Consider the following 25,262-nt stretch of genomic DNA (forward strand, 5'->3'; position numbering starts at 1 on the left):
GGGGGGCGTCAGTCCCGCTTGCGCTCCCGCGGCTCGGCGGCGGCGTTGTCGATCGTGGCCTCGTCGGCCTCAGCGTTGTCGACCGCCGCGTTGTCGACTGCCGCGTCCTCGACGTCGTCGTCCTCCGACCGCACCGGCTTCTCGCGGTGACGGACCGCATACAGATCGGACGACACCGCATTGCGCGGGCGGCTCAGGAAGATGTACGAGAGGCACAGTCCGATCAGCGCGGCCGCGATGACGGCGAGCCACCAGACGAGGCCCACGAGAAGCAGGATCACGAGCGGCACCGCGAACACCAGAAGGCGCAGCACGGTGTAGGTGATCCAAGAGGGAATCCGCTTCACCCTCCCAGCTTAGAGAGCGTCTCTGAGAGTTACGATTGACCCATGGTTCGCCTCTGGATAGCCCTCGGCGTCGCAGCCGTGGTGTTCTACATCTATTCGGTGGCAGACTGCGCCCTGTTCGACCGTTCTCGTGTGCGTGGCCTTCCGAAGCCCGTGTGGCTGCTCGTCATCATCCTGTTCCCGGTCATCGGCGGGATCCTCTGGTTCCTGATAGGCCGGGGCCGTCGGAAGGCGGACCTCTCGCGTCGCGTGAGCGCACCGGACGACGACCCCGAATTCCTGGGCAAGCTCCGGATGGACCACGACCAGGAGGAGCGCATCCGGCAACTCGAGAAGGAGCTCGCCGAGCTGGACGACAACGGTCCCGACAACGATCAGACCGGCCGCCGGGATGGGTGACCGCCCGCACGCGGGCGACGTCACCTCGGTCGGCACGAGTCCGGTCGATCCGGTCGCGAGCGCCGTCAGCGGCAGCGCGGTCACCGGGAATCCGGCGACGGACTTCTCGCTGGCGCTTCTGAGCGCCCTCGTACGAAACGGTGTGCGTGACCTGGTCGTGAGCCCGGGTTCCCGGTCGCAGGCGCTCGCGCTCGCCGCGGCCGAGCTCGAGCGATCCGGCTCCGCGCGGCTGCACGTGCGCATCGACGAGCGCTCCGGCGGCTTCCTCGCCCTGGGGCTGGCCCGCGAGACCGGTGCGCCCGCCGTGGTCGTCACCACGAGCGGCACCGCCACCGCGAACCTGCACCCGGCCGTCCTCGAAGCGCACGAGGCCGGCATCCCGCTGATCATCGTCACGGGCGACCGACCGGAGGAACTCCGCGGCATCCGCTCGAATCAGACCACGCAGCAGGACGGTCTCTACGCATCCGCCGTCCACTGGTCGGACGATGTGGACGCGCCGACGGGTGAGCCAGGAGAGGCCGATCGCGCGTCCACCCTCGGTGCAGCGGCGGTCCGCGCAGCAGTCGGCGCCGACACCGCGGATCCCGGGCCGGTCCACCTGAACGTGGCGTTCCGCGAACCGCTCTCCGTGGCCGTCCCGCCGCTGCCCGAACCGATCGCGGGCACGCTGCCTGCGACCGCCGGGCCGGACGCACTCGGACGCGAGGTCGTCTCGGTCGGGGGCGGACCGAAGACCGTCGTCGTCGCGGGCGCCGACGCCGGGCCGATGGCCGAGGAATTCGCCCGCGATGGCGGGTTCCCGCTCCTGGCCGAGGTCTCCAGCGGCGCCCACTTCGGACCGAACCTCGTCGTGTCGTACCGGGAGCTGCTGAGCGACGACACGTTCGGCGGTGCCGTCGAGCGGGCGATCGTGTTCGGGCATCCCACGCTCAGCAGGGAAGTGCCGGCGTTGCTCACCCGTAACGACGTGGAGGTCGTCGTCGTCGCTCCCACCGGGGCGCAGGCATACAACCCCGGGCACCGGGCGCGCATCGTCGGCGGGGTCCGGGCCGCCGAGACGATCGACGTCCGCTCGCCGGAGGTCAGGGGATGGGTCGGCCGGTGGGTGTTCGCCAGCCGGCGCATCGCCGAGCTCGCGGAACGCGAAGCGGACCCCGCCGCGGTCGCACCCGATGTGGAGAAGGCCCGCTCGTTCAATCCGGCCGACGCTCTCGCCTTCGCCTCCGCCGAACTCGCGGCCATCCGCGCTCCGATCACGCGCGCACTGCTCGCGGAGGCGGTCTGGCGCTACACCTGGCCGCACGACCGGCTGGTGCTCGGCGCATCCCGCCTCATCCGGGACGTGGACCGCATCGTGCCGGGCAAGAAGGTCGCCGTGCACGCCAACCGCGGGCTCGCCGGCATCGACGGAACCATCGCTACGGCGACCGGAATCGCGCTCGCGAGCCAGACAGCTGCACGCGCGGCCGGCACCCCGAGCGGAGTCACCCGTGTTCTGCTGGGTGACCTGGCACTGCTGCACGACGTCGGTTCATTGCTCTTTGGCGCGGGGGAGACACGCCCGCACCTGCAGGTCATCGTGGGCAACGACGGCGGCGGCACGATCTTCGACGGGCTGGAGGTCGCCGCCACCGCCAGCTCCGACGCTTTCGACCGCGTCCTCTACACGCCCCAGGCGGTCGACATCTCGGCTCTTGCGAAAGCCTATGGCTGGCACCACGCCGTCGCCCGCACCAAGGGCGAGCTCGACCAGCTGCTCTCCGCACCGCCGGCGGGCACGAGCATCGTGGAGGTTCCGCTGCCGCGCTGAACGTGTTGAGATTCTCCTCGGAACCACCGACGAAGACAGGAGACAGCCATGGCGCAGGACGGACTGCCCGAACCCATCCAGCGGTTCATCGACACTACCAACGAGGGCGATTCCGCCGCGTTCGTCGACACTTTCACCGACGACGCCTACCTGAACGACTGGGGTCGGGAGTTCCATGGCCACGCCGGTGTGCGGAGCTGGGACAGCACCGACAACATCGGCGTGAAGTCGCACTTCGAGCTCGTCGACGCCCACGAAGGCTCGCCCGGCACCTGGATCGTCACCCTGACGGTGACGGGCGACGGATTCAACGGGACGGGCCCGATGGAGTTCCAGCTGCGCGACGGTCGCATCGCCAGCCTTCGCATCAGCTGACCCCGTCCCGCCGGTGTGATGCGGAGCGCACAAGCCGCATCCACCCCGGCCGACCGGTGCTTGGAGACATCGCACAACGAATGCGCCGTTGCGGTGGCGGATCACTAACATGATCGCCGTGCACATGATCTTTCGGACGATGCTTCACGCGATCATCTCCCGATTCGGAGCGCGGCTCGGCCACTGGGATGTGGCGCGCACGAAGTTCCGCGTCCTCCCGACGGACCTCGACATCCTGAAGCACATGAACAACGGCGTGTACCTGTCCATCGCCGACATCGGCCGCTTCGACCTGTTGATGCGCAACGGCGTCTGGGCCATCTTCAAGAAGCGCGGCTGGTACCCGGTCGTCGCGTCGGAGACCATCTCCTTCCGCAAGTCGCTGGAACTGTGGCAGCCGTTCGTCGTCGAGTCGCGCATCCTCGGCTTCGACGAGAAGGCCGTCTACGTCGAGCAGAGGTTCACCGTCGACGGCGAGATCTACACGCAGGCGTTCATCCGCGGGCGCTTCCTCAAGCGCGGCGGCGGCATCGTCACGATCGACGAACTGCTGGAGGCCGTCGGCCCGTCGCCGACCGATGTCACCGTCCCCGAGTGGCTGCGCGCCTGGGGAGCGGATGCGGCCCTCCCGTCGACGCGCGTCGAGGCGCCGAGCATCTGGAGCGAGTGATGCCCGCGGACCGACCCGCCGGTCAGGCCGGCCCGAACGCGAAGACGCGGTCGGGATCCCACTGACGACGGACGACCTCGAGCCGTTCCGAGATCACCGGCGGCCACACCCTCTCGAACGCGGCGCGGTCTGAAAGGTCACCGGCGAAGTTGACGTTGGTGATCGCGGAGACCGTGTCCTGCAACGCCTCGGCGATCGCCTGGGCACGGGTGGGTGCGGCGTCGGCGAAGGTCGACGGATCGCCCGCGAGCAGGCTGAGCGTATAACCGCTGTCCCGGCCGCCGACCGAGCTGCCGTCCTCCGTGTCGCGTGCGGTCGCTCCGCCCAGCTGGCGGATCTCGGCCGCAATGAAGGGCGATCCGGACCCCGGCCCCGCGAGTTCGAGGATCACGTCGGCCGAGTCCTGGTCGAAGGAGTCGAGCATGAACCCACGGATCCAGGTCGGACCGCCCTCCTCGGGATCGCTGTGGATGCTCGCCACAGCGGTGGTCGGCATCTCGGCCACGAAGTCGAGGGAGACCGGGGCCGCCGCCCGGATGGGAGCGAAGAGCCGCTCGCCCTCGGCCGGATCACCCGGGTAGGCGAACCGGACGCTGAGGAGCGTGCGGCCGCGCAGGAAGGGAGGCGGTCCGTCCACGTCCGGCACGTTGAGGAGCACCACAGAGGTGGTCGCCTCGTCCGACAGCTCCGCCGACCAGTCCACCCAGGCGCGCAACGCCGGCTCGATCGCGCCGCCCTCGAAGAACACGCTGCCGCCGTAGAGCGAGCGCAGCTCCACCAGCTCGAGGGTCATCTCGGTGACGATGGCCAGTCCGCCCTTGCCGCCACGGAGCGCCCAGAAGAGGTCTGGATTCGTCTCGCGGTCGGCGGTGACCAGCTCGCCGTCCGCGGTGACGACACGGAACCCGCGCACCCAGTCGCTGGTGAAGCCGTAGCGGCGGACGAGCGGTCCGACTCCGCCGCCGAGGGTGTAGCCGACGGCGCCGACGCTGGTCGACGAGCCGGTGACCGGAGCCAGTCCGTGCTCGGCCGCGGCGACGATCACCGGCGCCCAGCGCAGACCTGCGCCGATGCGGGCCAGCCGGGACGCGGCCTCGATGGAGAGTCCGTCGAGGCCGCGCGTCGAGACGATCATGCCACCAACGATCGGTGCCTCCGCGCCGTGGCCGGTCGCCTGGACGCGCACCGGGACTCCGGCTTCCCGGGCGAAGCGCACAGCCTCCGCGACGTCGTCCTCGGAATCGACAGCGACCACGATGTCCGGATCGTGGCGGATCGCCGGGTTGAAACAGGCGACCTCCGCCGCGAGGCCCTCGTCGCCTCGGACGTAGACGGTGCCGGTGATGGCGTCGCGCAGGCGCGCGACAGCGTTCGTGTCGAGTTCGATTCCCATGGGGGAAATGTAGGGGAGGCCACCGACATGAGGGAACCCCATCTTTGTGACGGGTCGGTGTCAGGTGCGTGACGTAGCATTCGAGCATGTCCGCCGTCCTGCCCTCCGCTCCCGCGTCAGCGGCGGGTGCGACGGCGCGCGCCGCGGCTTCGGCGCCGGACGCCGAGACGGTGTACCGACCGACCGGGACGCTCGACCTCTCGGGGACGCTCGCGCCGCTGGGCCGTGGTCCGTACGACCCCACCACGACGTGGGACCTGCGGGGGATGTGGCGCACCTGGCGTACGCCGATGGGCGCGGCGACTCTGCGCATCCATCGGGCGTCCGGCGGCGGCGTCTCGGCCTCCGCGTGGGGGCCGGGAGCGGAATGGGCGATCGATGCCGTCCCGAGCCTGCTCGGCCGCGACGACGACTGGTCGGGGCTCGACGTCGCGCGTCATCCCCTGCTCCGCGACAGCCTGCACCGCAATCCAGGCCTGCGACTGGCGCGGACCGGCCGGATGCTGGAGGCGCTCATCCCCGCCATCATCGAGCAGCGCGTGACGAGCATCGAGGCCTACCGTTCGTGGTCGCGCCTGCTCCGCTGGTACGGCGAGCCTGCGCCCGGCCCTGCTCCGGAGGGGATGCGCGTAACGCCGACACTCGAGCAGTGGCGCGGCATCCCGTCGTGGGAGTGGCACCGCGCAGGTGTCGATCCTCGCCGGGCACGAGCGGTGCAGGCGGTGCTCGCAGTGGCGCCGTCCCTCGAACGTGCGACCGACAGGGCGTCGACCCTCGCCGAGGCGGAGACGGTACTGCAGACCATCCCCGGCGTCGGCCTGTGGACGGCGGCGGAGACGCTTCAGCGCTCTCACGGCCACCCCGATCTGGTCAGCGTCGGCGATTACCATCTCGCGCACCAGGTCGGTGAAGCGCTCATCGGCCGCCGGGTCGACGACGACGGGATGCTCGAACTGCTGGAGCCCTGGGCGGGTCATCGGCAGCGCGTCGTGCGCCTGATCTTCGCGAGCGGCTTCCGCTTCCAGCGGCGCGGCCCGCGCGTGACGCTGCAGGAGCACCGCTGGCACTGAACAGCTGAGGTCACTGAGCAGCTGAGGTCAGCCGGTCGTTCCCGCGCGCGCGGCGGTGTGCTCCGACCGCAGGTCGCGGTCGAGTTCGCGGCACAGCGTCCGGTAGTGATCGGTCATCGCGGGGCTGTAGCTGCTCCACTCGGGAAGCGGCTTGTGATCGTGCGCGGCCACCAGACGGTCGAGGTAGTAGTCCCAGCGGGGTCCGGAGTCCGCCTCCTCCACGAGCGACCGCAACCGTCGGCCGAGGGTGACCGTGGTGTGACCGCTCGCCTCGCGAAGATGCACGAACATCCGGTGGGATGCGCCCGCTCCTCCGACGTCCGCGTGGAGCCGGTGCGGCGCCGAGCACTCCATCACGGAGACGTCCTGCCACTCGGCGTCGTCGCCGTCGGCGGTCAGACGGAACTTGACCGCCCCGGTCGACCCGGTGCCTTTGTATTCGCCCAGCCATTCCGCGAGCCGCGGGGAGCGGCTGAAGAAGGTCCACACCTCCTCGATGGGCGCTTTGAACATCCGGTCGAGGACGAGGTAGACCCCGTCGTCCTTGCGGACCAGTCTTCCTGTCGGCTGCGGCATCATGATGACCTCCGTCGGCTCAGCCTCTGGTGATCCACACACTAGTCACGCTCGCCCGGAATCGGCAGAGGGCGGCTTGCGAGTGCTCTCAGCCTTCGAGCACCGCCATCGCCGCGTTGTGTCCGCCGAGTCCGCTCACCGCGCCACCACGCCGCGCGCCGGACCCGCACATCAGGATGCGCGCATGCCGCGTCGCGACGCCCCAGCGCTCGGCCGGGGTGTCGAGGGCGTCGTCGTCCTCGGCGAACGGCCAGGAGAGGGGGCCGTGGAAGATGTTGCCGCCCGGCATGTTGAGCGCCTGCTCGAGGTCGCGCGTGGTCTTCGTCTCGATGCACAGGTTGCCGTCCGCGTCGGTCAGCAGGAGGTCTTCGACCGGCTCGGCCAGGACCGAGTTGAGGGAGGCGAGCACCGCATCCTGAAGCCGCTGACGGGTGGCGTCGTTGTTCTCGTCCGTGAGCCAGCGGTCGGGCGTGTGCAGCCCGAACACGGTGATGGTCTGGGCGCCGGTCTCGGCGAGCACCGGGTCGAGGATGCTCGGGTCGGCCAGGGTGTGGCAGTAGATCTCGCAGGGGAGGAGGTCGGGCATCACTCCGCGGGTCATGCCCGAGTAGGCCTCCTCGAGCTGTGTGTAGGTCTCGTTGATGTGGAAGGTCCCGCCGAACGCCGCCTTCGGGTCGATCGCCTCATCGCGCAGTCGCGGGAGGCGCTTCAGGAGCAGGTTGACCTTCACCTGGGCGCCCTCGGCCTTCGGAGCGGCCGGCTCTGCGGTCTCGCCCAGCAGCCGGTCGAGGACGCCGGGGGCGACGTTGGCGAGCACGTGGCGCCCGACCACCCGTCGCTCGTGGCCGTTGCGCTGGTACTCGACGGTCCCGTCCGGGTCGATCCTCGTCACCTCCGCGCCGGTCACGATGCGGGCGCCGGCCTCACGCGCGACACGGGCGAGCTCGCCGGTGACGGCGCCCATCCCGCCGACCGGGACATCCCACTCGCCCGTCCCCTGGCCTATGACGTGATAGAGGAAGCACCGGTTCTGCGCGAGTTCCGGATCGCCGAGGCTGGCGAAGGTGCCGATGAGGGCGTCCGTCGCGACGACCCCGCGGACCAGATCGCTCTGGAGGCGCGACTCGATGAACTCGCCGATCGGACGCTCGATCATGGCCTGCCACAGCTCGTCGTCGCCGACCAGCGCCCGCGCCTCCGTTCGCGTCAGGAGGGGCTCTGTCACGGTCGGCCAGAGTGCGCGGGCCAGCTCGCCGGTGCTCTTGTAGACGCCGTCGAAGGCGTCCGCGTCGTCGGCCGCGCCGATCCGGGCGAAGGATGCCGCGGTCGCCGTCGCGTCGGTGTTGTCGATCAGCAGTCCCGCGCCGTCGGGGTCGCCGGGAACCGGCGTGTACGACGAGTAGCGGCGGCGGGCCAGGCGGATGTCGAGGCCGAGGTCGTCGATGATGCGCTGCGGCAGCAGGCTGACCAGATAGGAGTAGCGCGAGAGGCGCGCTTCGACGCCCGCGAACGCCTGCGCGCTGACCGCGGCGCCGCCCACCTCGTCCAGTCGTTCGAGCAGGATGACGGACTTGCCGGCGCGCGCGAGGTACGCCGCCGCGGTGAGGCCGTTGTGCCCGCCTCCGACGATCACGATGTCGTGCGTCGCGGCGGTGGACGAGGGGGAGCGGTCGGTCATGGAATCGACTCTAGCCGCGGTGGATAACCGTCAGTTCTCCACATCTTCAGGTCGCTTCCGGGGCCGCCCAGCGCCGGGTAATAGTGTCGTCATCATGGTCGACACAACGGATGGCGCCGAGGCGCGCCCGGCGACGATCGCTCACGAGGCGGTCGAGCTGGTGCAGCGCTGGCTCGCCGAGAGCGCGCGCGGGGACGACGGCTCCGCGCCCCGCCAGGATCCCGCCGCCGAGAGACTCGCGGGGGTGCTCAGCGACCCGCACGGTCTCGACTTCGCCGTGGGCTTCGTCGACGGCGTGGCTCGACCGCAAGACCTGTTCGTCGCCGGGTACAACCTGCAGCGGGTGGCCAAGCGCATCCCTGCCTTCCTGCCGTGGTACATGCGGTTCGCGATCTGGCTGGGCGGCGTGTTCGGTCCGGTCCTTCCCTGGGTGGTGATCCCGATCGCCCGCCGCGTGCTGCGGCGGATGGTGGGGCACCTCGTGGTCGATGCGACACCTGAGAAGCTGGGGCCGGCGATCGCGCGGCTCCGGTCGCCCGACGACCCCGACGGTCATGGAGCACGGCTCAACCTGAACCTGCTCGGGGAGGCGGTGCTCGGCGAGAAGGAGGCGCTTCGGCGGCTTGAGGGGACCCGGACCCTCCTGGCCCGGGACGACGTGGACTACGTCTCCATCAAGGTGTCCTCGATCGCGTCTCAGCTGTCGATGTGGGCGTTCGACGAGACGGTCGAGCGCGTGGTGGAACGGCTCAGCCCTCTGTACGAGTTCGCCGCGGCGTCGCCGACCCCGAAGTTCATCAACCTCGATATGGAGGAGTACCGCGACCTCGATCTGACGATGGCGGTCTTCACCAGCATCCTCAGCAAGCCGCAGCTGCTCGGGCTCGAGGCGGGCATCGTGCTGCAGGCATACCTGCCGGACGCTCTGGACGCGCTGCAGACGCTGACCGAGTGGTCGACCCAGCGGCGCGCGCAGGGTGGAGCGCCGATCAAGATCCGGGTCGTCAAGGGAGCGAACCTCGCGATGGAGCGCGTGGATGCAACGATCCACGGCTGGCCGCTCGCCACGTACGGCACGAAGCAGTCGACCGACGCGAACTACAAGCGGGTGCTCGACTGGGCTCTGACTCCGGAACACACGGATGCCGTCAAGATCGGCATCGCGGGGCACAACCTCTTCGACATCGCGTACGCCTGGCTGCTCGCACAGAAGCGGGGAGTCACTGCCCGGATCGACTTCGAGATGCTGCTCGGAATGGCGACCGCCCAGGCGGAGGCGGTCAAGCGCACGGTGGGTGAGCTCCTGCTCTACACCCCGGTCGTCGACCCCCGAGAGTTCGACGTGGCGATCTCGTACCTGATCCGCCGTCTGGAAGAGAACGCCAGTCCCGAGAACTTCATGTCGGCCGTGTTCCAGCTCGGCTCCGACCCGGAGCTGTTCGAGCGTGAGAAGCAGCGCTTCCTCGCGTCCGTCGCCGAGTTCGAGAGCGACTCCGGGCCGCGCGGTACTGCGCCGGTCCCGAACCGGCAGCAGGATCGCGCGCGCGAGTGGGAAGAAGCCTCGGCGCCGTCCTTCACGCGTCCTCCGGCACCGCCCGCGCCCACCGCGCCCGCGACGCCCGAAGAGCAGGGGCTCACGAGCGTGGTGCTGGGACTGACCCGAGGGTCGGGCGGCATCGAGCTGACTCCGCCGGACGAGGCTGCGGCGCCCGGCAGTGCCGCCGCAGTGGTCCCGTCGGCCGAGGCCGACGACTTCCGGAATGCTCCGGACACCGACCCGTCCCGTGCGGCGAACCGCGTGTGGGGCAAGCGCATCCTCGCCCGCTCCGCTACCTCGTCCCTCGGCGCGGAGACCATCGCCGGTGCGGCCGTCCAGGACGCGGGACGTCTCGACGCCATCCTCGGAATGGTCGCCGAGGCCGGTCGGGAGTGGGGTGCGCGTTCCGGCCACGACCGCGCAGCGATCCTCGATCGCGCCGGTCATGCTCTCGAGGCCAACCGAGATCGCCTGATCGAGGTGATGGCCGCCGAGACCGGCAAGACCATCGCGGAAGCGGACCCGGAGGTGAGCGAAGCGGTCGACTTCGCCCACTACTACGCCACCCGCGCCCGAGAACTGGACGCGGTACAGGGCGCGCAGTTCGTCCCGAGTGCCCTGACCGTTGTGGCTCCGCCGTGGAACTTCCCCGTCGCCATCCCCGCCGGGTCGGTGCTGGCCGCGCTCGCCGCTGGGAGCGGTGTGATCATCAAGCCGGCTCCCCAGGCCCGACGCTCCGCGGCGGTGATGGTGGAGGCGCTCTGGGAGTCCGGTATCCCTCGGCACCTGCTCGCCTTGGTCGACGTCGCCGAGAACGAGCTCGGCCAGCAGCTGATCGCCGACCGGCGGGTCGACCGGGTCATCCTCACCGGTTCGTACGAGACGGCGAAGCTGTTCCGGTCCTGGCGTCCGGATCTGCCGCTCCTCGCTGAGACCAGCGGCAAGAACGCCGTCATCGTGACCCCGAGCGCCGACTACGACCTCGCTGTCTCCGACATCGTCAAGAGTGCCTTCGGTCATGCCGGTCAGAAGTGCTCCGCCGCGAGCCTCGTCATCCTGGTCGGCTCGGTCGCCAAGTCCGAACGCTTCCGCAACCAGCTCGTGGATGCGGTGACCAGCATGCGGGTCGGTTACCCGCAGGATCCGGCCAGCCAGATGGGCCCGCTCATCGAGCCGGCGTCGGGCAAGCTGCTCCACGCGCTCACGACTCTGGGCGCCGAAGAGGAGTGGCTCGTCGAACCGCGCCGCCTCGACGACACCGGTCGGCTGTGGACCCCCGGAGTGCGCACCGGCGTCCAGCCCGGCTCGTACTTCCACCTGACGGAGTTCTTCGGGCCGGTACTGGGCATCATGACCGCGCGTGACCTGGACGAGGCGATCCGTTATCAGAACGCCGTCGAGTACGGGCTCACCGCCGGGCTGCACTCCCTCGACCGGGACGAGCTCGTGCACTGGCTCGACACTGTCGAGGCGGGCAACCTGTACGTGAACCGCGGAATCACCGGTGCCATCGTGCGTCGGCAGCCGTTCGGCGGATGGAAGCGGTCCTCCGTCGGAGCCGGAACCAAGGCCGGAGGACCCAACTATCTGCTCGGGCTCGGGAGCTGGATCCCCGAGGCCGGGCACTCGAGCTCGAGCCTGCACCTCCGGGGTTTGGAGACCCGGGTCTCCGACCTCATCGAGTCCGGGCAGTCGTCGATGGACTATCCGTCGTTCGACCTCGTCCGGCGTTCCGCCCTGAGTGACGCCATCGCCGTCGCGACCGAATACCACCGGGTGAAGGACGTCTCGGGGCTCGGCGTCGAACGCAACCTCTTCCGGTACCGGCCGGTGCCCGTGGCCATCCGGCTCTCCGAGGGCAGCTCGCTGCCCGAACTGCTCCGCGTGATGGCGGCCGGGACCGTGGCACGCTCGCGGTTCTCGGTCAGCACTCCGGTGAAGCTGCCGCGGGGAATGCACGCGCTTCTGCGCGAGCGGGAGATCGAGGTCGTGGTCGAGTCCGACGCGCACTGGCTGTCCCGAATCCGGGCGCACCGCGTCCCGGCCCATCGCATCCGGCTCATCGGAGGGGATCCGGTCGCGCTCGCGACGGCTCTGGGCGGCAGCCCCGACGTCGCGGTCTACAGCGGACCGGTCACGCCGTCCGGGAGGGTCGAGGTGCTCACGTTCCTCCACGAGCAGGCCATCTCGATCACGAACCACCGCTTCGGCAACCCGACGCACCTGTCGGACGACATCCTCTGACCGATCCCCGACCGCACCCCGAGTGGAAGGCAGCGCGTACTGTGACCGACATGACCCCTTCGATTCCCGCTCTGCCTCTCGCCGGTGGCGGCAGCATCCCGCAACTCGGTCTGGGCACGTGGCCGCTGGACGACGCCGAGGTCGAGAAAGCGATCGTCGCCGCCGCCGAGATCGGCTATCGGCACGTCGACACGGCGGTCAAGTACGCAAATGAGGTCGGCGTCGGGCGGGGGCTCGCACGGAGCGGCCTCGCTCGCGAGGACTGGTTCGTCACGACCAAGCTGGACGGCACCTATCAGGGCGATGACCGGGCCGTGGCCGGCCTCGACGACAGCCTGGCACGTCTCGGGCTCGACTACGTCGACCTGCTGCTCATCCACTGGCCGCTGCCGCAACGTGACCAGTACGTGTCCACGTGGGAGACCTTCATCCGCCTGCGAGACGCCGGCAAGGCGCGCGCCATCGGCGTCTCGAACTTCAAGCCGGCGCACATCGACCGCCTGATCGCCGAGACGGGCGTCACGCCGGCGGTCAACCAGATCCAGCTCAGCCCCGCCATCCCGCGCCGCGAACAGCGCGCCTACGACAGCGAGCACGGCATCGTCACCGAATCGTGGAGCCCTATCGGCGGAACGGGCGACCTTCTCGCCGAGCCGGTGCTCGCCCGGCTCGCCGAGAAGCACGGCCGGACTCCCGGCCAGATCGTGCTCCGCTGGCATGTGCAGAACGGGCTCGTCGCCATCCCGAAGTCGCGCAACCCAGAGCGCATGGCCGAGAACCTGTCGGTGTTCGACTTCGAGCTCGATGCGGACGACCTGGACTCGCTCGACGCCCTCGACGAAGGCCCCGACGCGGGCGTGGACTCGGACCGGTCCGGCCACTGACGTCGGGACGCTGACGGTCGGGACGGTGACGGTCGGGCCGCCGACCGTCAGTCGCGGCGCAGGGGCAGGATCACCGTCACCGTGAGCCCGTTGGGCTCGGCGTTCGCGAGCCGGACGCGTCCGCCGGCTGCATCCGCCAACGCGCCGACGATCGCGAGCCCCAGCCCGCCACCCGACTGACCCGTACGGGACCCGTCGGCGCGTGTGAAGCGGTCCAGGGCGACGGGGATGAACTCCTCCGGCATCCCCGGGCCGGAATCCCGGACCGTCAGCACCACCGACTCGCTGCCGTCCGTGCCGTCCGCGAGCGACAGCGCGGCAACGACGGTCGCCTCAGGGCGGTCTTCGCCACAGGATCGGATGGCGATGATCGCGTTCGCCAGCAGGTTGTCGAGGATGCGCCCGAAATCGGTGGGGGACAGGGCGACGCGTGCTTCCGGGTCGGGTCGCTGTCGGGGGTCGTACTCGAAGTCGACCGAGATGCCGGCGGCTTCGTCGTCGCTGCTCACCAGCAGGCGCGCCCGGTCGATCGCGTCCGTCAGCTCGTCCACCAAGGTCCGCCAGTCGATCCGACCGCTCGACGGGCCGGCCTCGATCCGCGACAGCTCCAGCAGGTTGTTCGCGAGGGCCGCCAGGCGGATCGCCGTCGCGTGGGAGGCCCGGATGTCGGTCAGCAGGGCGTTCGGATCCCCCGCATCCAGCTCGGCCAGCTCCAGCTGCCCGCGCAGCACGGCCAGCGGCGTGCGCAGCTCATGGCTGGCGTCGGACACCATCTGACGCTCTCGTTCCGCCGACGCACGGAGGCGCAGGATCAGATCGTTGAGCGTCGTCGCGAGCTCCGACAACTCGTCCTGGGCCGGCCCGACCGTCAACAGGGCCGCCTCCTGCGGGGTCGAGCCGGCGATGCGATCCGCCTGCTCCCGCATCCGGCTCACCGGCCGCAGCGCCGCCCGCGCGAGCAGCCACGACGCCGCGCCGAACGCGAGGATCAGCACACCGGCGCCCGCGAGCAGGGCTGCCGTCAGCCGGTCGAGGATGAGCGCGGTCGTCTCGTCGTTCCGCGCGGCGACGACGTGCATCACGCCGTCCGACGTGGTGACGCTGCGCGAGAGGACGAGATAGTGGTCGTCGCCCACCTGCACCTCGCGCGGCTCACGGCCCTGATCGATGAGACGCCCGATGCGGTCCTCGAGCCCCTGCGGCATGGTCGACGCGAGGATGGTGCCGTCCTCGGCGACGATCGCGAGCTCCTGGCCGCCGCCCGGCAGGTCGAACGGGCCCGTCGGCTTCGACGGCAGCGACTCCACTGGCGCTGCGACGTCATTGCTCAGGAGAGTGACTGTCGCGTTGTGGAGGATGGACGACACCCCGACACGGATGATGAAGACGGCGACCAGACCGAACAGCGCCGCGACGATCAGACTGCCGATCGTGATGCGCGCCGTGATCGAGAGGCGCCGCAGCCGATTCACGAGGTGGATGCGGTGTCGTGGCTACTCGGGACGTGGTCGCCGCCCGGCGTCGTGCGCTTGGTGTCGACAGCATTGCGAGCATCGAGACGGTAGCCGCGGCCCCGCTCGGTGACGATGTTCAGTCCGGCGCCCGCCGCGTCCAGCTTCTTCCGGAGGTACGAGACGTACTGGTCGATGACGTTGGTACCGATGTTCTCCGTGGTGCCCCACACTGACTCGAGGATGTCGGAGCGCGACAGCGTCTTGTCCGGGTTGGTGGCGAAGAGGCGCAAGAGGGTGAACTCCCGGCGGCTCAACGGCATCTCGTGCCCGGCGACCAGTGCCTGGTGCTCGTGCGAGTCGATCGTCAGGCGCCCGACGCTCACCTGAGGCCGCATCCCCGTGGGCTCGCGGCGCAGCAGGGCGCGGACCCGGGCCGCGAGCTCGGCGAACGCGAACGGCTTCGTCAGGTAGTCGTCCGCTCCCGAGTCGAGGCCGTGGACGCGGTCCTCGATCGCGTCGCGCGCCGTCAACAGCAGGATGGGCATCGGGTTCGACGCCTCACGGATGTGACGGCACAGCTCGAAGCCGCTCATGCCGGGCAGCATCACGTCGATCGCCGCAGCGGAGAACGTATCGCTGCGCAGGGCGATGAGCGCGTCGACGCCATTGGTGACCAGGGTGACGTCGTAGCCCTCGGCCGCCAGACCGCGCTGGACGAGGCCTCCCATGTCGGGATCGTCTTCGACAACGAGCAGTTTCATGCGCCCATCGTGCCACTGTTCCCCGTGCCGGTGCTCGGATCGTGCCCTCGCGCCGGGTCGGCGCGCTGAACGTTCTCGCAGGAGACGGTCAGCCGCGCTCGACGACCGACTTCATACTGTCGAGCACCATGCGCCAGTTGCCGCTCGATCGCTCGGCCTCCGCGTCGTCGGCGCAGCCGTCCTGCGTGATCGTCACGACAGTGCCGTCGCCGTCGTCGGCGAGGAGGTACGAGACGGTCTGATAGCTCTCGGGGATGTCCGGCTTCCCGCTCAGCGGGCTGTAATAGCTGGTGACGAGGCGCTCGCCGGGGACGATCTCCAGGATGGTGCCCTTGTCCTCGTAGGGCTTGCCTTCCCACTCGCCCCGATAGACGATCGGACTGCCCGTCTTCCAATCGGTCGAGACGCGGCTGCCGAAGAGGTAGCGGGCGATTGTGTCCGGGTCGGTCAGGGCCGTCCAGAGGCGGTCACGGGACGCGTCGATGCGGATGTCTGCGCGTGCTGTCGTACTCATGCCGCCAGTCTCATCCCATCGGGCGGCGGGGTCTTGAAGTTTCGCGACGCTCAGGCGTTGCCGCGGTTGATCAGGCGCGACAGCACGATGGCGCTGCGCGTGTGATCGACGTTCGGGGCGAGCCGTACCTTCTCGAGCGCGGCCTCGAGGCTCGGGATGTCGCGCGAGCGGATGTGGACGATGGCGTCGGCGCTTCCGGTCACCGTGCCCGCGTCGACCACTTCGGGCACGGCGGAGAGGATCCGCAGCAACTCCTCCGGCGACACGGTGCCCCGGCAGAACAGTTCGACGTAGGCCTCCGTGCTCATCCCGTCGATCGCGGGATCGACCTGGATGGTGAACCCGCGGATCACGCCATCGGCCACCAGGCGGTCCACTCGGCGCTTCACGGCTGAGGCCGAGAGCCCGACGACGGAACCGATGTCGCCGTATCCCGCCCGGGCGTTCTGACGGAGCAGGTCGAGGATGCTGCGATCGAGATTGTCCACGGGCCGAGCATATGGTGAATCGTTGCGTGAAAGCCAGGGAAGTGACCGTTTTGTGCGTCCGTTTGCACAATGGTGGCGCCGCGGAAGTTATCCACCGGTCCTCGAACGGGCGTTCACCCGGGCGATCGGCGGTGGGAGCATGGTCGCCATGAGCAGAACGGACACCGCACCAGCGCGACGCGACGACGACAGCAGCCACGGCTTCTTCGGTCAGCCGCGCGCGCTCGCCAACATCTTCGGCGTCGAGATGTGGGAGCGGTTCTCCTTCTACGGCATGCAGGGCATCCTGCTCATCTACCTGTACTACTCGGCCGAACGCGGCGGCCTCGGCATCGACGAGGCGACGGCCACCGGTGTGGTCGGCGCCTATGGCGGCGCCGTCTACCTCTCCACGATTCTCGGCGCCTGGCTCGCCGACCGGCTGTTCGGGTCGGAACGGGTGCTGTTCTGGAGCGCCGTCGTCATCATGGCCGGCCACATCTCGCTCGCCGTCATTCCCGGTGTTGCCGGCGTCCTGGTGGGCCTGTTGTTCGTCGCCCTGGGAAGCGGCGGCCTGAAGGCGAACGCCACCCGGATCGTCGGGACGCTGTACTCGGAGAAAGACCCGCGGCGCGATGCCGGATTCTCGCTCTTCTATCTCGGCATCAACCTGGGCGCCTTCTTCGGACCCCTCCTCACCGGACTGCTGCAGTCGACGCTCGGCTTCCACTGGGGCTTCGCGCTCGCCGCGGTCGGCATGGCGATCGGGCTCATCCAGTACTCGCTCGGCCGGAAGCGGCTCCCCGACCAGGCGCGGCAGGTGCCGCATCCTCTCGAGCGCTCGCGGTACCCACTGATGATCGGCATCGGGCTTGCGGGTCTCGTCGTGATCGTCGTTCTGGTGCTCACCGGGCTCATCAACGCATCCAATCTCGCGCTGTGGGTGATCGCCGTGACCATCGTGGCTGCGATCGCCTACTTCGCCGTCATCCTGACGTCGAAGCTCCTGAACGCCGACGAGCGCAGCCGGCTCTTCGCCTTCATCCCGCTGTTCATCACCAATGCGGCGTTCTGGACGCTCTACCAGCAGCAGTTCACGGTGGTCACCATCTACTCCGACAAGCGCCTGGACCGGAATCTCTTCGGCTGGGAGTTCCCGGTCTCGTGGGTGCAGTCCATCAACCCGATCTTCATCATCGTGCTCTCGGGCGTCTTCGCGGCGATCTGGACGAAGGGGGGGGAGAAGCAGCCGTCGACACCGATCAAGTTCGCCGCGGGGACGGTTCTCATGGGCCTCGCCTTCTTCCTGTTCCTGTTCTGGGCTGGTGGAGGGGAGCACAGCACGCCGCTGCTGGCCATGATCGGCATCCTCTTCGTCTTCACGGTCGCGGAGCTGCTGATCTCGCCTCCCGGGCTGTCTGTGACGACCAAGCTGGCGCCACGCTCGTTCCAGGCGCAGATGGTGGCGCTGTACTTCCTGTCCGTGGCCCTCGGGACGGCGATGGCCGGCCAGCTCGGCAAGCTCTTCACGACGGTGCCGGAAGGGATCTACTTCAGCATCATCGGCGGGATCGCGATCGGGATCGGGGTGCTCCTTGCCCTGCTCAGTCCGTGGGTGCTCCGGCTGATGCGCGGGGTGCGATGAGTCGGCGCACGGCTGCTGGAATACTGGGTCGATGGCAGAGATTCTCGCGGTGTGCCGCGTCGAACAGCTCCTTCACGACAGCGGGACGATCGGTGTCACGGCCATCGACAAGCGACCGGTTGACAAGCGGCTGCGGGTGAGACCGCTCGGGCTGCACGGCGACGTCCAGGCCGACCGGAAGCACCACGGTGGAGCGTCGAAGGCGCTGTACGCCTACGCCGACGAGGATGCACAAGAGTGGGCGGGCGAGCTCGGCCGCGACATCCCGCCCGGCCTGTTCGGCGAGAACCTCCGCACGGCGGGGATCGACGTGAACGCCGCCGAGATCGGGGAGCGCTGGCGGATCGGCGACGAACTGGTGGTCGAAGTCACCTGCCCGCGGGAGCCGTGCGCTGTGTTCCAGCGGCGGATGCGGGAGCCGCAATGGGTCAAGCGCTTCACGGAGAGAGGGCGCCCCGGCGCGTACCTCTCCGTCGTGAAGTCGGGCAGCGTCGGGGCGGGCGACCGCGTCGAGGTGCTGTCCCGCCCCGGCCACGGGGTGACGATCGCCTCATGGTTCACGGCAGCCGACGGCGCCCAGGCCGACGCTCTAGAGGCAGCGGAGGCGGACGGATCGATCACCCTGGTCCAGGAGATCCGGGAGGGCATCGACAAGCTGCGCTCGAGACGTTTACTTGTTCTTGACAAGTGAACTTGCAAAGAGCAAGCTAGTGCCACACCGACGACCGGAGGACACCATGACCACGAACATCTTCGTCAACTTCCCGACGAACGACCTCGAGCGCGCGAAGACCTTCTACGAGGCTCTCGGGTACACGATCAACCCCATGTTCACCGACGACAACGCAGCCTGCGTCGTCCTCAGCGACACCATCTACTTCATGGTGCAGACGCGCGAGTTCCTCGCCACCTTCACCGACAAGCAGATCATCGACCCGGCCACGCAGACCGGTGCGACCATCGCCCTCAGCCAGGACTCCCGCGAGGACGTCGACGCGATCGTCGCGCGCGGCCTCGAGGCCGGCGGCACGGAACCGCGGCCGGCACAGGACTACGGGTTCATGTACTCGCGCGACCTGGAGGACCCGGACGGCAACAACCTGTCCTACCTCTACATGGCACCCGAGGCCGTCGAGAAGGGCCCGGAGGCGTACATGGCCGAGCACGGCGCCGAAGCTCCGGCGCAGGCCTGACACGGCATCCCGGATGGCGGCACGGGCGCCTCGCGGCTTCGGCCAGGCCGGAGGAGTGGCGCGCGCGGTGGAGCGGGTCGGCGAACGGTGGGCGCTGCTCATCGTCCGCGACCTGCTCGCCGGCGCGCGCCGCTACAGCGACCTCAAGGCCGGCCTGCCGCGGATCCCGACCAACATCCTCAGCGATCGGCTCAAAGAACTGCAGCAGGCGGGCATCATCCGCCGCGTCCCGACCGTTCGCGGCGGGTACGAGCTGACACCGCTCGGCCGCCAGCTCGAGCCGGTCGTACTCGCGCTCGAGCGCTGGGGCTGGGCCGCACCCGGCGAACCGGCGGAGGGTGAGGTGCTGACCGCCGATGCGCTGGCCGTGACGTTGCGGGCGGCGTTCCGCGGCGAGGTCGCGGCCGGGTTCCCGCCGACCGAGTACGTCATCCACACGGGGGAGACGTCCGTGAGCGCCGTCGTCGACGCAGGCACCCTCGACGTGATGGACGTCGGCCCCGACGCGCTCCCGCAGCCGCAGCGCCGGGTCGCGATACCGCCGCCGGCGGACGTGCTCGAGTTCCGCGTCGAGCGCGAGCGCTTGAGCGAACTCCTCAGCGGGGACACTCCACCGCTCGATGTCGAGACCGGCGACCGCGGCCTCGTGGACCGTTTCCGCCGAACCTTCCGCTTCGACGCCGCGCCCGGCGAAGACGTGACCGCGGAGGCCTCGGTCGCCTGACACATCCCGGATCGGTATCGACGTCGCGTATCAGCGGCCCAGGATTCAGCAGTACGATCGCACAATGGAATTGCGGCAGCTGGAGCACTTCGTCACCGTGGCCGAAGAACGGCACTTCACTCGCGCGGCGGAACTGCTGCGCATATCGCAGTCGGGGTTGTCCGCGTCCATCCGCTCTCTCGAGCAGGAACTGGGCACCTCGCTCTTCATCCGCAGCACCCGGCGAGTGGAACTGACTGCTGCCGGTCAGGCGCTCCTGGCCGATTCGGTGCGCACCCTCGCGAGCGCCGCCGCGGCCCGCGATGCGGTCGCCGCCGTGCGGGGGCTCCTGCGCGGACGCCTGACCATCGGCGCGGAGCCGTGCCTCGGCTCGGTCGACCTTCCCGCCGAGCTCGCGGCGTTCCGGACCGCGAATCCCGGCGTGGAGGTGCGCCTGCGCTACTCGGGATCCGAGGAGCTGGTGGATGACGTGGCCGGAGGCCGCGCCGACGTCGCGCTGGTCGTCGACACCGGCCACACGCCGGCCGGCGTGCACCTGCGGCCGCTGAGCACGCAGCAGATGCTGGTGCTCTGCCACCCGGACCACCCCTTCGCCGCGGAGCAGAGCATCCCGCTCGACGCCCTGCGCGGGGAACCTCTGGTCGGCTTCCAGGAGGGCTGGGGCGCGCAGGCGCTGAGCCGGCGGGCGTTCGCCGCCTCCGGGTTCGACTACCGGGCGGCGATGGAGGTCAACGACGTGCATCCGCTGCTCGACCTCGTGGGGTACAACCTCGGCGTCGCGGTGGTTCCGGAGAGCTTCGCCCGCAAGCGTCCTGACGCCCTGCGGGCGGTCCGCCTTCAGGACGCTCCCGTCTGGACTGTCGCCGTGGCGGTCGCCGAGCAGCCGAGCCCTGCGGCCTCCGCGTTCCTCACGCAGCTCGACCCGGTCGCCCTGACCCCGACTGCCGCCACCGCAGCCGCCGGCTCCTGAGTTTTTCCGCCAGAAACGGCGTTCGGGGTCGAAAAACTCAGGAGCCGATGGTGTGGGAGCCGATGGCGGGGGAGCCGAGGGCGTGGATGCCGCGGGTCAGGCGGCGTTGAGGCGGGAGAGCTCCTCGGGCGTCAGCTCGACGTCGACGGCCGTGACGGAGTCGCGGATCGTCTCCGGACGCGACGAGCCCGGGATGGGGATGACGTGCGGGCTCTGCGCCAGGTGCCACGCGAGCGCCACCACCTGCGGGCTGATGCCGCGGGCATCCGCCACGTCCTTGAACGGCTCGAACCGGCTGCCGAGGTCGCCGGCCGAGGTGATGCCGCCGAGCGGGCTCCACGGGAAGAAGGCGATGCCGAGCTCGTCGGCGAGGCGGAGCTCCGGCTCGCTCGACCGGAACGCAGGCGAGAACTGGTTCTGCACCGACACCAGACGGCCGCCCAGGATCTCCTGCGCCTGCCGGATCTGGTCGGGGTTCGCGTTCGAGATGCCCGCCATCCGGATCACACCGTCGTCCAGCAGGTCGCGGATCGCGCCCACCGAGTCCGCGTACGGGACCTCGGGGTCGGGCCGGTGGAACTGGTAGAGCCCGATGGCGTCGCCGCCGAGTCGGCGGAGGGACTCCTTCGCGGCCTGCTTGATGTAGTCCGGGTGCCCGTTCTGCGTCCAGGATCCGTCGCCCGGGCGCAGGTGACCGCCCTTGGTGGCGACCAGCACGGCCGACGCGTCGCCGCCGGTCCACGTGCGCAGCGCCTCGGCGATGAGCTCCTCGTTGTGGCCGACCTCGTCCGCGTGCAGGTGGTACGCGTCGGCCGTGTCGATGAACGTGATGCCCTCGTCGAGCGCAGCGTGGATGGTCTTGATCGAACGCTCGCGGTCGGGGCGTCCTTCGATCGACATGGGCATGCCGCCCAGCCCGATGGCCGAGACCTGGACGTCGCCGATGGTACGTGTCTTCACTCGTTCTCCTTCGTGTCGGTGTGGCCCGGGGTCACCAGGCGTAGTCCTCGGGGGCCGTCTTGTGGCCCGGGAAGATCTCGTCGAGCCGCGCGAGCGCCGCGTCGTCGAGGTGGATGTCGAGGGCGCGCAGGCCGCCGTCGAGCTGTTCGCGCGTGCGCGGGCCGATGATCGGGCCGGTCACGCCGGGGCGCGTCAGCAGCCAGGCCAGGGCGAGGTCGCCCGGCTCATGGCCCAGTTCGGCAGCGAAGTCCTCATAGGCCTCGATCGCGTCGCGGTGCTTCTCGAGCGTCTCGGCGGCGCGGCCCTCGAGGCGGCGCTTGCCCTCGTTCTGCTTGCGGATCACACCCCCCAGAAGGCCGCCGTGAAGCGGCGACCACGCGATGACGCCGACGCCGTTCGCCTGCGCGGCGGGCAGCACCTCCAGTTCGACCTGGCGGGTGAGGAGGTTGTAGATCGACTGCTCGCTCACGAGCCCGAGCAGGTTGCGCTTGCGCGCCTCGGCCTGTGCCGTGGCGATGTGCCAGCCGGCGAAGTTGCTCGATCCGGCGTACAGGATCTTGCCCTGCGCGATCGCGGTCTCGATGCCCTGCCAGATCTCGTCCCACGGGGTGTCCCGGTCGACGTGGTGGAACTGGTAGATGTCGATGTAGTCGGTCTGCAGGCGCTTCAGGCTGGCATCGAGGGCGCGGCGGATGTTCAGCGCCGACAGCCGGTTCTCGTTCGGCCAGTCGCCCATGTCGCCGTACAGCTTGGTCGCGATGACGGTGCGCTCGCGGCGGCCGCCGCCCTGCGCGAACCAGTTGCCGACGATCGTCTCAGTGGCGCCGCGTCCCTTGTGCTGGCCGTAGACGTTGGCGGTGTCGAAGTAGTTGATGCCGGCATCGTGGGCGGCATCCATGATCTGATGGGAATCCTCTTCGCTGGTCTGCGGACCGAAGTTCATCGTGCCGAGAACGAGGCGCGAGACCTTCAGGCCGGACCGGCCCAGGTGTGTGTACTCCATATCCGCCACTCAACGCCCCGCCGAGTCAGATGTCCAACAGGAGGTGTGGATGGGATTGCGCGGTCCTGATGATGAATCGCGTCAGGCACAGCGGGCGTCACGGAGACATTGATGTCTGGTGCTAACGTTCGAATATGGAGTTCGGGACTTTAGCGGATTGGATGGCTGCCCTGGCCGCGGTCGGAGCGCTCGCCGTGGGGGCATTGGGCTGGTCGACGGCGAATCGCCTCGGCAGGGCGGAAGACGAGCGGCTTCGGAGGCGCCAGGCGGAGCAGGTGTCCTCGTGGTTCGCCGCAGAAATTCGCGAGCCGGCCCTGGTTTATGGAGTCATGGTTTCGAACTCTTCCTCCAACCTGATTTACGACATCGAGGTCGAAGCCAAATCCAAATACGACGCCGGATACCCTCCACTCCGGTTGACGTGTCTTCCCCCTGGTACTCACTGGGTCCCCTGGAATGGAAAGGAATGGGACTTCCCTGTCGATGCGTCCGTTGTCTCGAATGAGCTGCGGCCGATCGCGCGTTCAGGCAAGCTCGGCATCAAGCGACTTCAATTCCGCGACGCATCCGATTCTCTTTGGACGCGTGAAGAACAAGGGGCCCTTCGGCAACTCGCCGTCTGAGGCATCCCACCGGCGGCAGGATGCGCCCGCATCGCATGGCCGGGTCAGGCGCGGAGGGCGGCCTCGAGCTCGGGGTCGGTCGGCTCCACCAGGTGGCGGCCGTCCGGGAAGACGATGACCGGGATGTTGGTGCGTCCGCTGATCTGCTGCGCGCGGTCGGCCTCCTCGGGGCGCGCGACGAGGTCGATGTACTCGTAGTCGGCGCCGAGTCGGTCGAGGAGGGACTTGGAGCGGATGCAGTCGCGGCACCAGTCGGCGCCGAAGACGGTCACACGGTCGAAGGACGCGGTCGGAGAGGTCATTGCTCCAGGTTAGGCGCCGTCGCCTGAGAGTCCGGTGGTGCCGTCGACCAGCAGTGTGGCGCGGGTCTTGGACGCCTCGATGAGCACGGCGTTCGCGCCGTCGACGTCACGCGCCCACGCCGTCGCCGCATCGACCGACCGGCCGTGGCGGGTGTGCCGGTCGACCAGCCGGCGCATCCGTTCGTCCTCCGGCGTCTCCACGAACCACGACTCGGCGAGGAGTGCGGGGATGCGCGACCACGGGTCGGCGTCGATGAGGAGGTAGTTGCCCTCGACCACGACGATCCGCGTGGCCGGAGGCACGGCGATGGAGCCGGCGACCGGTTCGTCCACCGTTCGCTCGAACGCCGGCGCGTAGACCGGGTTGCCGGTCTCGGTCAGCACGCGCTGCAGCAGGGCCGCGAATCCCCACCCGTCGAAGGTGTCGATCGCGCCCTTGCGGTCGTGGCGTCCCAGCGCGTCGAGGGTCGCGTTGGAGAGATGGAAGCCGTCCATCGGGAGGTGGACCGCCGTGCCGCCCCCGGCCAGGTCGTTCACCCGGTCGGCGACGTGCCGGGCGAGCGTTGTCTTGCCCGACCCGGGGCTGCCCGCGACACCGACGATCGCCCGGCCGCCCGTCGGTGCGAGCGCGAGTGCGCGTCGGGCGAGGGCCGAGACGTCGGAGACGGGCGAAGCGGGGGATTCGGTGGTCACGCGTCCCATTCTGCTGGGGTCAGTGCGCGAATCCACTGATCGCCTCCGCCATCAGCTCCGACGACTGCGGTCCGCCATGCCCCTCTCCTTCGACGACGATCAGCCGGCTCGCGGGCCACTGCTTGTGCAGCAGCCAGGGGGTGATGACCGGACCGCTGACGTCGTGACGGCCGTGGATGAGCACCGCCGGGATGTGGGCCAGCTCGTCGACGCGGTTCAGGATGGCGCGCTCGCCGGGCAGGAACGCGTCGTTGGCCCAGTAGTGGGTCACCAGCGTTGCGAAGACGAGCCGCTGCGTCGGATCGGTGTGCATGGGGCCGGGAACGAAGTTCGGGTCGAGGGAGACGTGGGTCGACTCCCACGCGTCCCAGGCGTCGGCCGCGGCGATCCGCTCCTCACGGGTGCCCGTCGCGAGCACGCGTGCGTACGCCTCGATCACGCGCTCGCCGGGGCGGCGGTGCGATGACCGCTCGAGCGCCTCCCACGCCTCCGGGAAGATACGACCCATCGTCTCCGTGATCCAGTCGACCTCGGCGCGACCGGTGGTCGTCACCGCGCCGAGCACGATGCCGGTCACCCGCTCGGGATGCGCCAGAGCGTAGGCGAGTGAGAGGGTCGACCCCCACGATCCGCCGGTCACGATCCAGCGGTCGATCCCGAGCTCGGCGCGGATCAGCTCGATGTCGGCGATCAGTCCGTCGGTAGTGTTCGCGGGTAGTCGGTCGAGCGCATCCACGACGGACGGGGTGCTGCGACCGCATCCCCGCTGGTCGATGCCGACGAGGCGGAACCTCTCGGGGTCGTAGCGCTTGCGGTAGTTGCCGGGCCCGAGACCGCTGCCGGGCCCGCCGTGCAGCCAGAGGACGGGGATACCGTCCGGGTTGCCGCTGGTCTCCCAGTAGATGCTGTCTCCGTCGGGGTTCTCCACCCATCCGTGCGCGTACGGCTCGACCACAGGGAACATGCC

General features: G+C 69.5%; 26 protein-coding genes. 13 read left to right on the forward strand and 13 right to left on the reverse strand.

The genetic code is table 11. From position 1 onward, the window contains the following. Positions 1–8 precede the first annotated feature (8 nt). Positions 9–347: a DUF4229 domain-containing protein gene (locus tag AXZ95_RS01420; protein ID WP_043742010.1), complete on the reverse strand. Its 339-nt coding sequence runs from the start codon at positions 345–347 to the stop codon at positions 9–11. Positions 348–389: 42 nt separating this feature from the next. Here AXZ95_RS01420 and AXZ95_RS01425 point away from each other — a divergent pair, with 42 nt between their 5' ends. The 4 genes from AXZ95_RS01425 to AXZ95_RS01440 all read left to right on the forward strand — a co-directional run bounded on the left by AXZ95_RS01425 (position 390) and on the right by AXZ95_RS01440 (position 3,604). Next, positions 390–746 (forward strand): PLD nuclease N-terminal domain-containing protein, encoded by a 357-nt coding sequence (locus AXZ95_RS01425; protein ID WP_018189207.1) that lies wholly within the window; start codon positions 390–392, stop codon positions 744–746. Next, positions 739–2,559 (forward strand): 2-succinyl-5-enolpyruvyl-6-hydroxy-3-cyclohexene-1-carboxylic-acid synthase, encoded by a 1,821-nt coding sequence (menD, locus tag AXZ95_RS01430; RefSeq protein ID WP_018189208.1) that lies wholly within the window; start codon positions 739–741, stop codon positions 2,557–2,559. The genes AXZ95_RS01425 and menD overlap by 8 nt, the downstream gene beginning before the upstream one ends. Positions 2,560–2,607: 48 nt before the next feature. Next, entirely contained in the window at positions 2,608–2,934 is a 327-nt protein-coding gene (locus AXZ95_RS01435; protein ID WP_018189209.1) for a nuclear transport factor 2 family protein, read from the forward strand. 109 nt (positions 2,935–3,043) lie between these two features. Then, positions 3,044–3,604 carry an acyl-CoA thioesterase gene (locus AXZ95_RS01440; RefSeq protein ID WP_018189210.1) on the forward strand — a complete coding sequence of 187 codons (561 nt, stop codon included), beginning with the start codon at positions 3,044–3,046 and terminating at the stop codon, positions 3,602–3,604. A gap of 22 nt (positions 3,605–3,626) precedes the next feature. Here AXZ95_RS01440 and AXZ95_RS01445 read toward each other — a convergent pair whose 3' ends face one another. Continuing rightward, positions 3,627–4,997 carry an FAD-binding oxidoreductase gene (locus AXZ95_RS01445; protein ID WP_018189211.1) on the reverse strand — a complete coding sequence of 457 codons (1,371 nt, stop codon included), beginning with the start codon at positions 4,995–4,997 and terminating at the stop codon, positions 3,627–3,629. Positions 4,998–5,083: 86 nt separating this feature from the next. Between AXZ95_RS01445 and AXZ95_RS01450 the strand changes: the two genes are divergently transcribed. Beyond that, on the forward strand, positions 5,084–6,067 hold the full coding sequence (locus AXZ95_RS01450; protein WP_018189212.1) for a DNA-3-methyladenine glycosylase: 984 nt from the start codon (positions 5,084–5,086) through the stop codon (positions 6,065–6,067). A 27-nt stretch (positions 6,068–6,094) separates the two neighbouring features. Here AXZ95_RS01450 and AXZ95_RS01455 read toward each other — a convergent pair whose 3' ends face one another. Continuing rightward, on the reverse strand, positions 6,095–6,646 hold the full coding sequence (locus tag AXZ95_RS01455) for an SRPBCC domain-containing protein (RefSeq protein ID WP_018189213.1): 552 nt from the start codon (positions 6,644–6,646) through the stop codon (positions 6,095–6,097). Positions 6,647–6,731: 85 nt separating this feature from the next. Next, entirely contained in the window at positions 6,732–8,321 is a 1,590-nt protein-coding gene (locus tag AXZ95_RS01460; RefSeq protein ID WP_018189214.1) for an NAD(P)/FAD-dependent oxidoreductase, read from the reverse strand. Positions 8,322–8,415: 94 nt separating this feature from the next. On the opposite strand from AXZ95_RS01460, the gene AXZ95_RS01465 reads away from it, so the two are divergent. Both AXZ95_RS01465 and AXZ95_RS01470 read left to right on the forward strand, forming a co-directional pair. Beyond that, the gene (locus AXZ95_RS01465) at positions 8,416–12,102 is read left to right on the forward strand and encodes a bifunctional proline dehydrogenase/L-glutamate gamma-semialdehyde dehydrogenase (RefSeq protein WP_018189215.1); all 3,687 of its coding nucleotides are present in this window, start codon (positions 8,416–8,418) and stop codon (positions 12,100–12,102) included. 50 nt (positions 12,103–12,152) lie between these two features. Beyond that, positions 12,153–12,986, forward strand: coding sequence for an aldo/keto reductase (locus AXZ95_RS01470; protein ID WP_026307001.1), 834 nt, complete (start codon positions 12,153–12,155; stop codon positions 12,984–12,986). 47 nt (positions 12,987–13,033) lie between these two features. Here the strand turns inward: AXZ95_RS01470 and AXZ95_RS01475 are convergent, their stop codons facing one another. The 4 genes from AXZ95_RS01475 to AXZ95_RS01490 all read right to left on the reverse strand — a co-directional run bounded on the left by AXZ95_RS01475 (position 13,034) and on the right by AXZ95_RS01490 (position 16,203). Then, positions 13,034–14,458: a HAMP domain-containing sensor histidine kinase gene (locus AXZ95_RS01475; protein WP_018189217.1), complete on the reverse strand. Its 1,425-nt coding sequence runs from the start codon at positions 14,456–14,458 to the stop codon at positions 13,034–13,036. After that, the gene (locus AXZ95_RS01480) at positions 14,455–15,201 is read right to left on the reverse strand and encodes a response regulator transcription factor (protein WP_018189218.1); all 747 of its coding nucleotides are present in this window, start codon (positions 15,199–15,201) and stop codon (positions 14,455–14,457) included. The genes AXZ95_RS01475 and AXZ95_RS01480 overlap by 4 nt, the downstream gene beginning before the upstream one ends. A gap of 88 nt (positions 15,202–15,289) precedes the next feature. After that, positions 15,290–15,715 (reverse strand): SRPBCC family protein, encoded by a 426-nt coding sequence (locus AXZ95_RS01485; protein WP_018189219.1) that lies wholly within the window; start codon positions 15,713–15,715, stop codon positions 15,290–15,292. Positions 15,716–15,765: 50 nt separating this feature from the next. Next, positions 15,766–16,203: an Lrp/AsnC family transcriptional regulator gene (locus AXZ95_RS01490; protein WP_018189220.1), complete on the reverse strand. Its 438-nt coding sequence runs from the start codon at positions 16,201–16,203 to the stop codon at positions 15,766–15,768. A gap of 148 nt (positions 16,204–16,351) precedes the next feature. Here AXZ95_RS01490 and AXZ95_RS01495 point away from each other — a divergent pair, with 148 nt between their 5' ends. The 5 genes from AXZ95_RS01495 (at position 16,352) to AXZ95_RS01515 (ending at position 20,714) form a co-directional block, all read left to right on the forward strand. Then, positions 16,352–17,827, forward strand: a complete 1,476-nt coding sequence (locus AXZ95_RS01495) for a peptide MFS transporter (protein ID WP_231374294.1) — start codon at positions 16,352–16,354, stop codon at positions 17,825–17,827. A 31-nt stretch (positions 17,828–17,858) separates the two neighbouring features. Continuing rightward, on the forward strand, positions 17,859–18,518 hold the full coding sequence (locus AXZ95_RS01500; protein ID WP_018189222.1) for an MOSC domain-containing protein: 660 nt from the start codon (positions 17,859–17,861) through the stop codon (positions 18,516–18,518). Positions 18,519–18,564: 46 nt separating this feature from the next. Continuing rightward, positions 18,565–19,020, forward strand: a complete 456-nt coding sequence (locus tag AXZ95_RS01505; RefSeq protein ID WP_018189223.1) for a VOC family protein — start codon at positions 18,565–18,567, stop codon at positions 19,018–19,020. 13 nt (positions 19,021–19,033) lie between these two features. After that, the gene (locus AXZ95_RS01510; RefSeq protein WP_026307002.1) at positions 19,034–19,744 is read left to right on the forward strand and encodes a helix-turn-helix domain-containing protein; all 711 of its coding nucleotides are present in this window, start codon (positions 19,034–19,036) and stop codon (positions 19,742–19,744) included. A gap of 64 nt (positions 19,745–19,808) precedes the next feature. Further along, entirely contained in the window at positions 19,809–20,714 is a 906-nt protein-coding gene (locus AXZ95_RS01515) for a LysR family transcriptional regulator (RefSeq protein WP_018189225.1), read from the forward strand. Between the two features lie 96 nt (positions 20,715–20,810). Here AXZ95_RS01515 and AXZ95_RS01520 read toward each other — a convergent pair whose 3' ends face one another. Together AXZ95_RS01520 and AXZ95_RS01525 are read right to left on the reverse strand one after the other, a co-directional pair. After that, positions 20,811–21,674 carry an aldo/keto reductase gene (locus AXZ95_RS01520; protein WP_018189226.1) on the reverse strand — a complete coding sequence of 288 codons (864 nt, stop codon included), beginning with the start codon at positions 21,672–21,674 and terminating at the stop codon, positions 20,811–20,813. Positions 21,675–21,705: 31 nt separating this feature from the next. Then, positions 21,706–22,677, reverse strand: coding sequence for an aldo/keto reductase (locus AXZ95_RS01525; protein ID WP_018189227.1), 972 nt, complete (start codon positions 22,675–22,677; stop codon positions 21,706–21,708). A 134-nt stretch (positions 22,678–22,811) separates the two neighbouring features. Here AXZ95_RS01525 and AXZ95_RS01530 point away from each other — a divergent pair, with 134 nt between their 5' ends. After that, positions 22,812–23,300 carry a hypothetical protein gene (locus tag AXZ95_RS01530; RefSeq protein WP_133638737.1) on the forward strand — a complete coding sequence of 163 codons (489 nt, stop codon included), beginning with the start codon at positions 22,812–22,814 and terminating at the stop codon, positions 23,298–23,300. Between the two features lie 44 nt (positions 23,301–23,344). Here AXZ95_RS01530 and AXZ95_RS01535 read toward each other — a convergent pair whose 3' ends face one another. Genes AXZ95_RS01535 through pip form a run of 3 tightly spaced genes read right to left on the reverse strand, consistent with a single transcriptional unit; the run spans position 23,345 to position 25,259 of the window. Next, positions 23,345–23,602: a glutaredoxin family protein gene (locus AXZ95_RS01535; RefSeq protein WP_018189228.1), complete on the reverse strand. Its 258-nt coding sequence runs from the start codon at positions 23,600–23,602 to the stop codon at positions 23,345–23,347. A 9-nt stretch (positions 23,603–23,611) separates the two neighbouring features. Then, on the reverse strand, positions 23,612–24,304 hold the full coding sequence (locus AXZ95_RS01540; protein WP_018189229.1) for a nucleoside/nucleotide kinase family protein: 693 nt from the start codon (positions 24,302–24,304) through the stop codon (positions 23,612–23,614). 10 nt (positions 24,305–24,314) lie between these two features. Further along, on the reverse strand, positions 24,315–25,259 hold the full coding sequence (gene pip / locus AXZ95_RS01545; RefSeq protein WP_231374295.1) for a prolyl aminopeptidase: 945 nt from the start codon (positions 25,257–25,259) through the stop codon (positions 24,315–24,317). Positions 25,260–25,262: the final 3 nt, after the last annotated feature.

The organism is Leifsonia sp. 115AMFTsu3.1 (genome assembly GCF_004362795.1).
Taxonomy (GTDB): domain Bacteria; phylum Actinomycetota; class Actinomycetes; order Actinomycetales; family Microbacteriaceae; genus Leifsonia.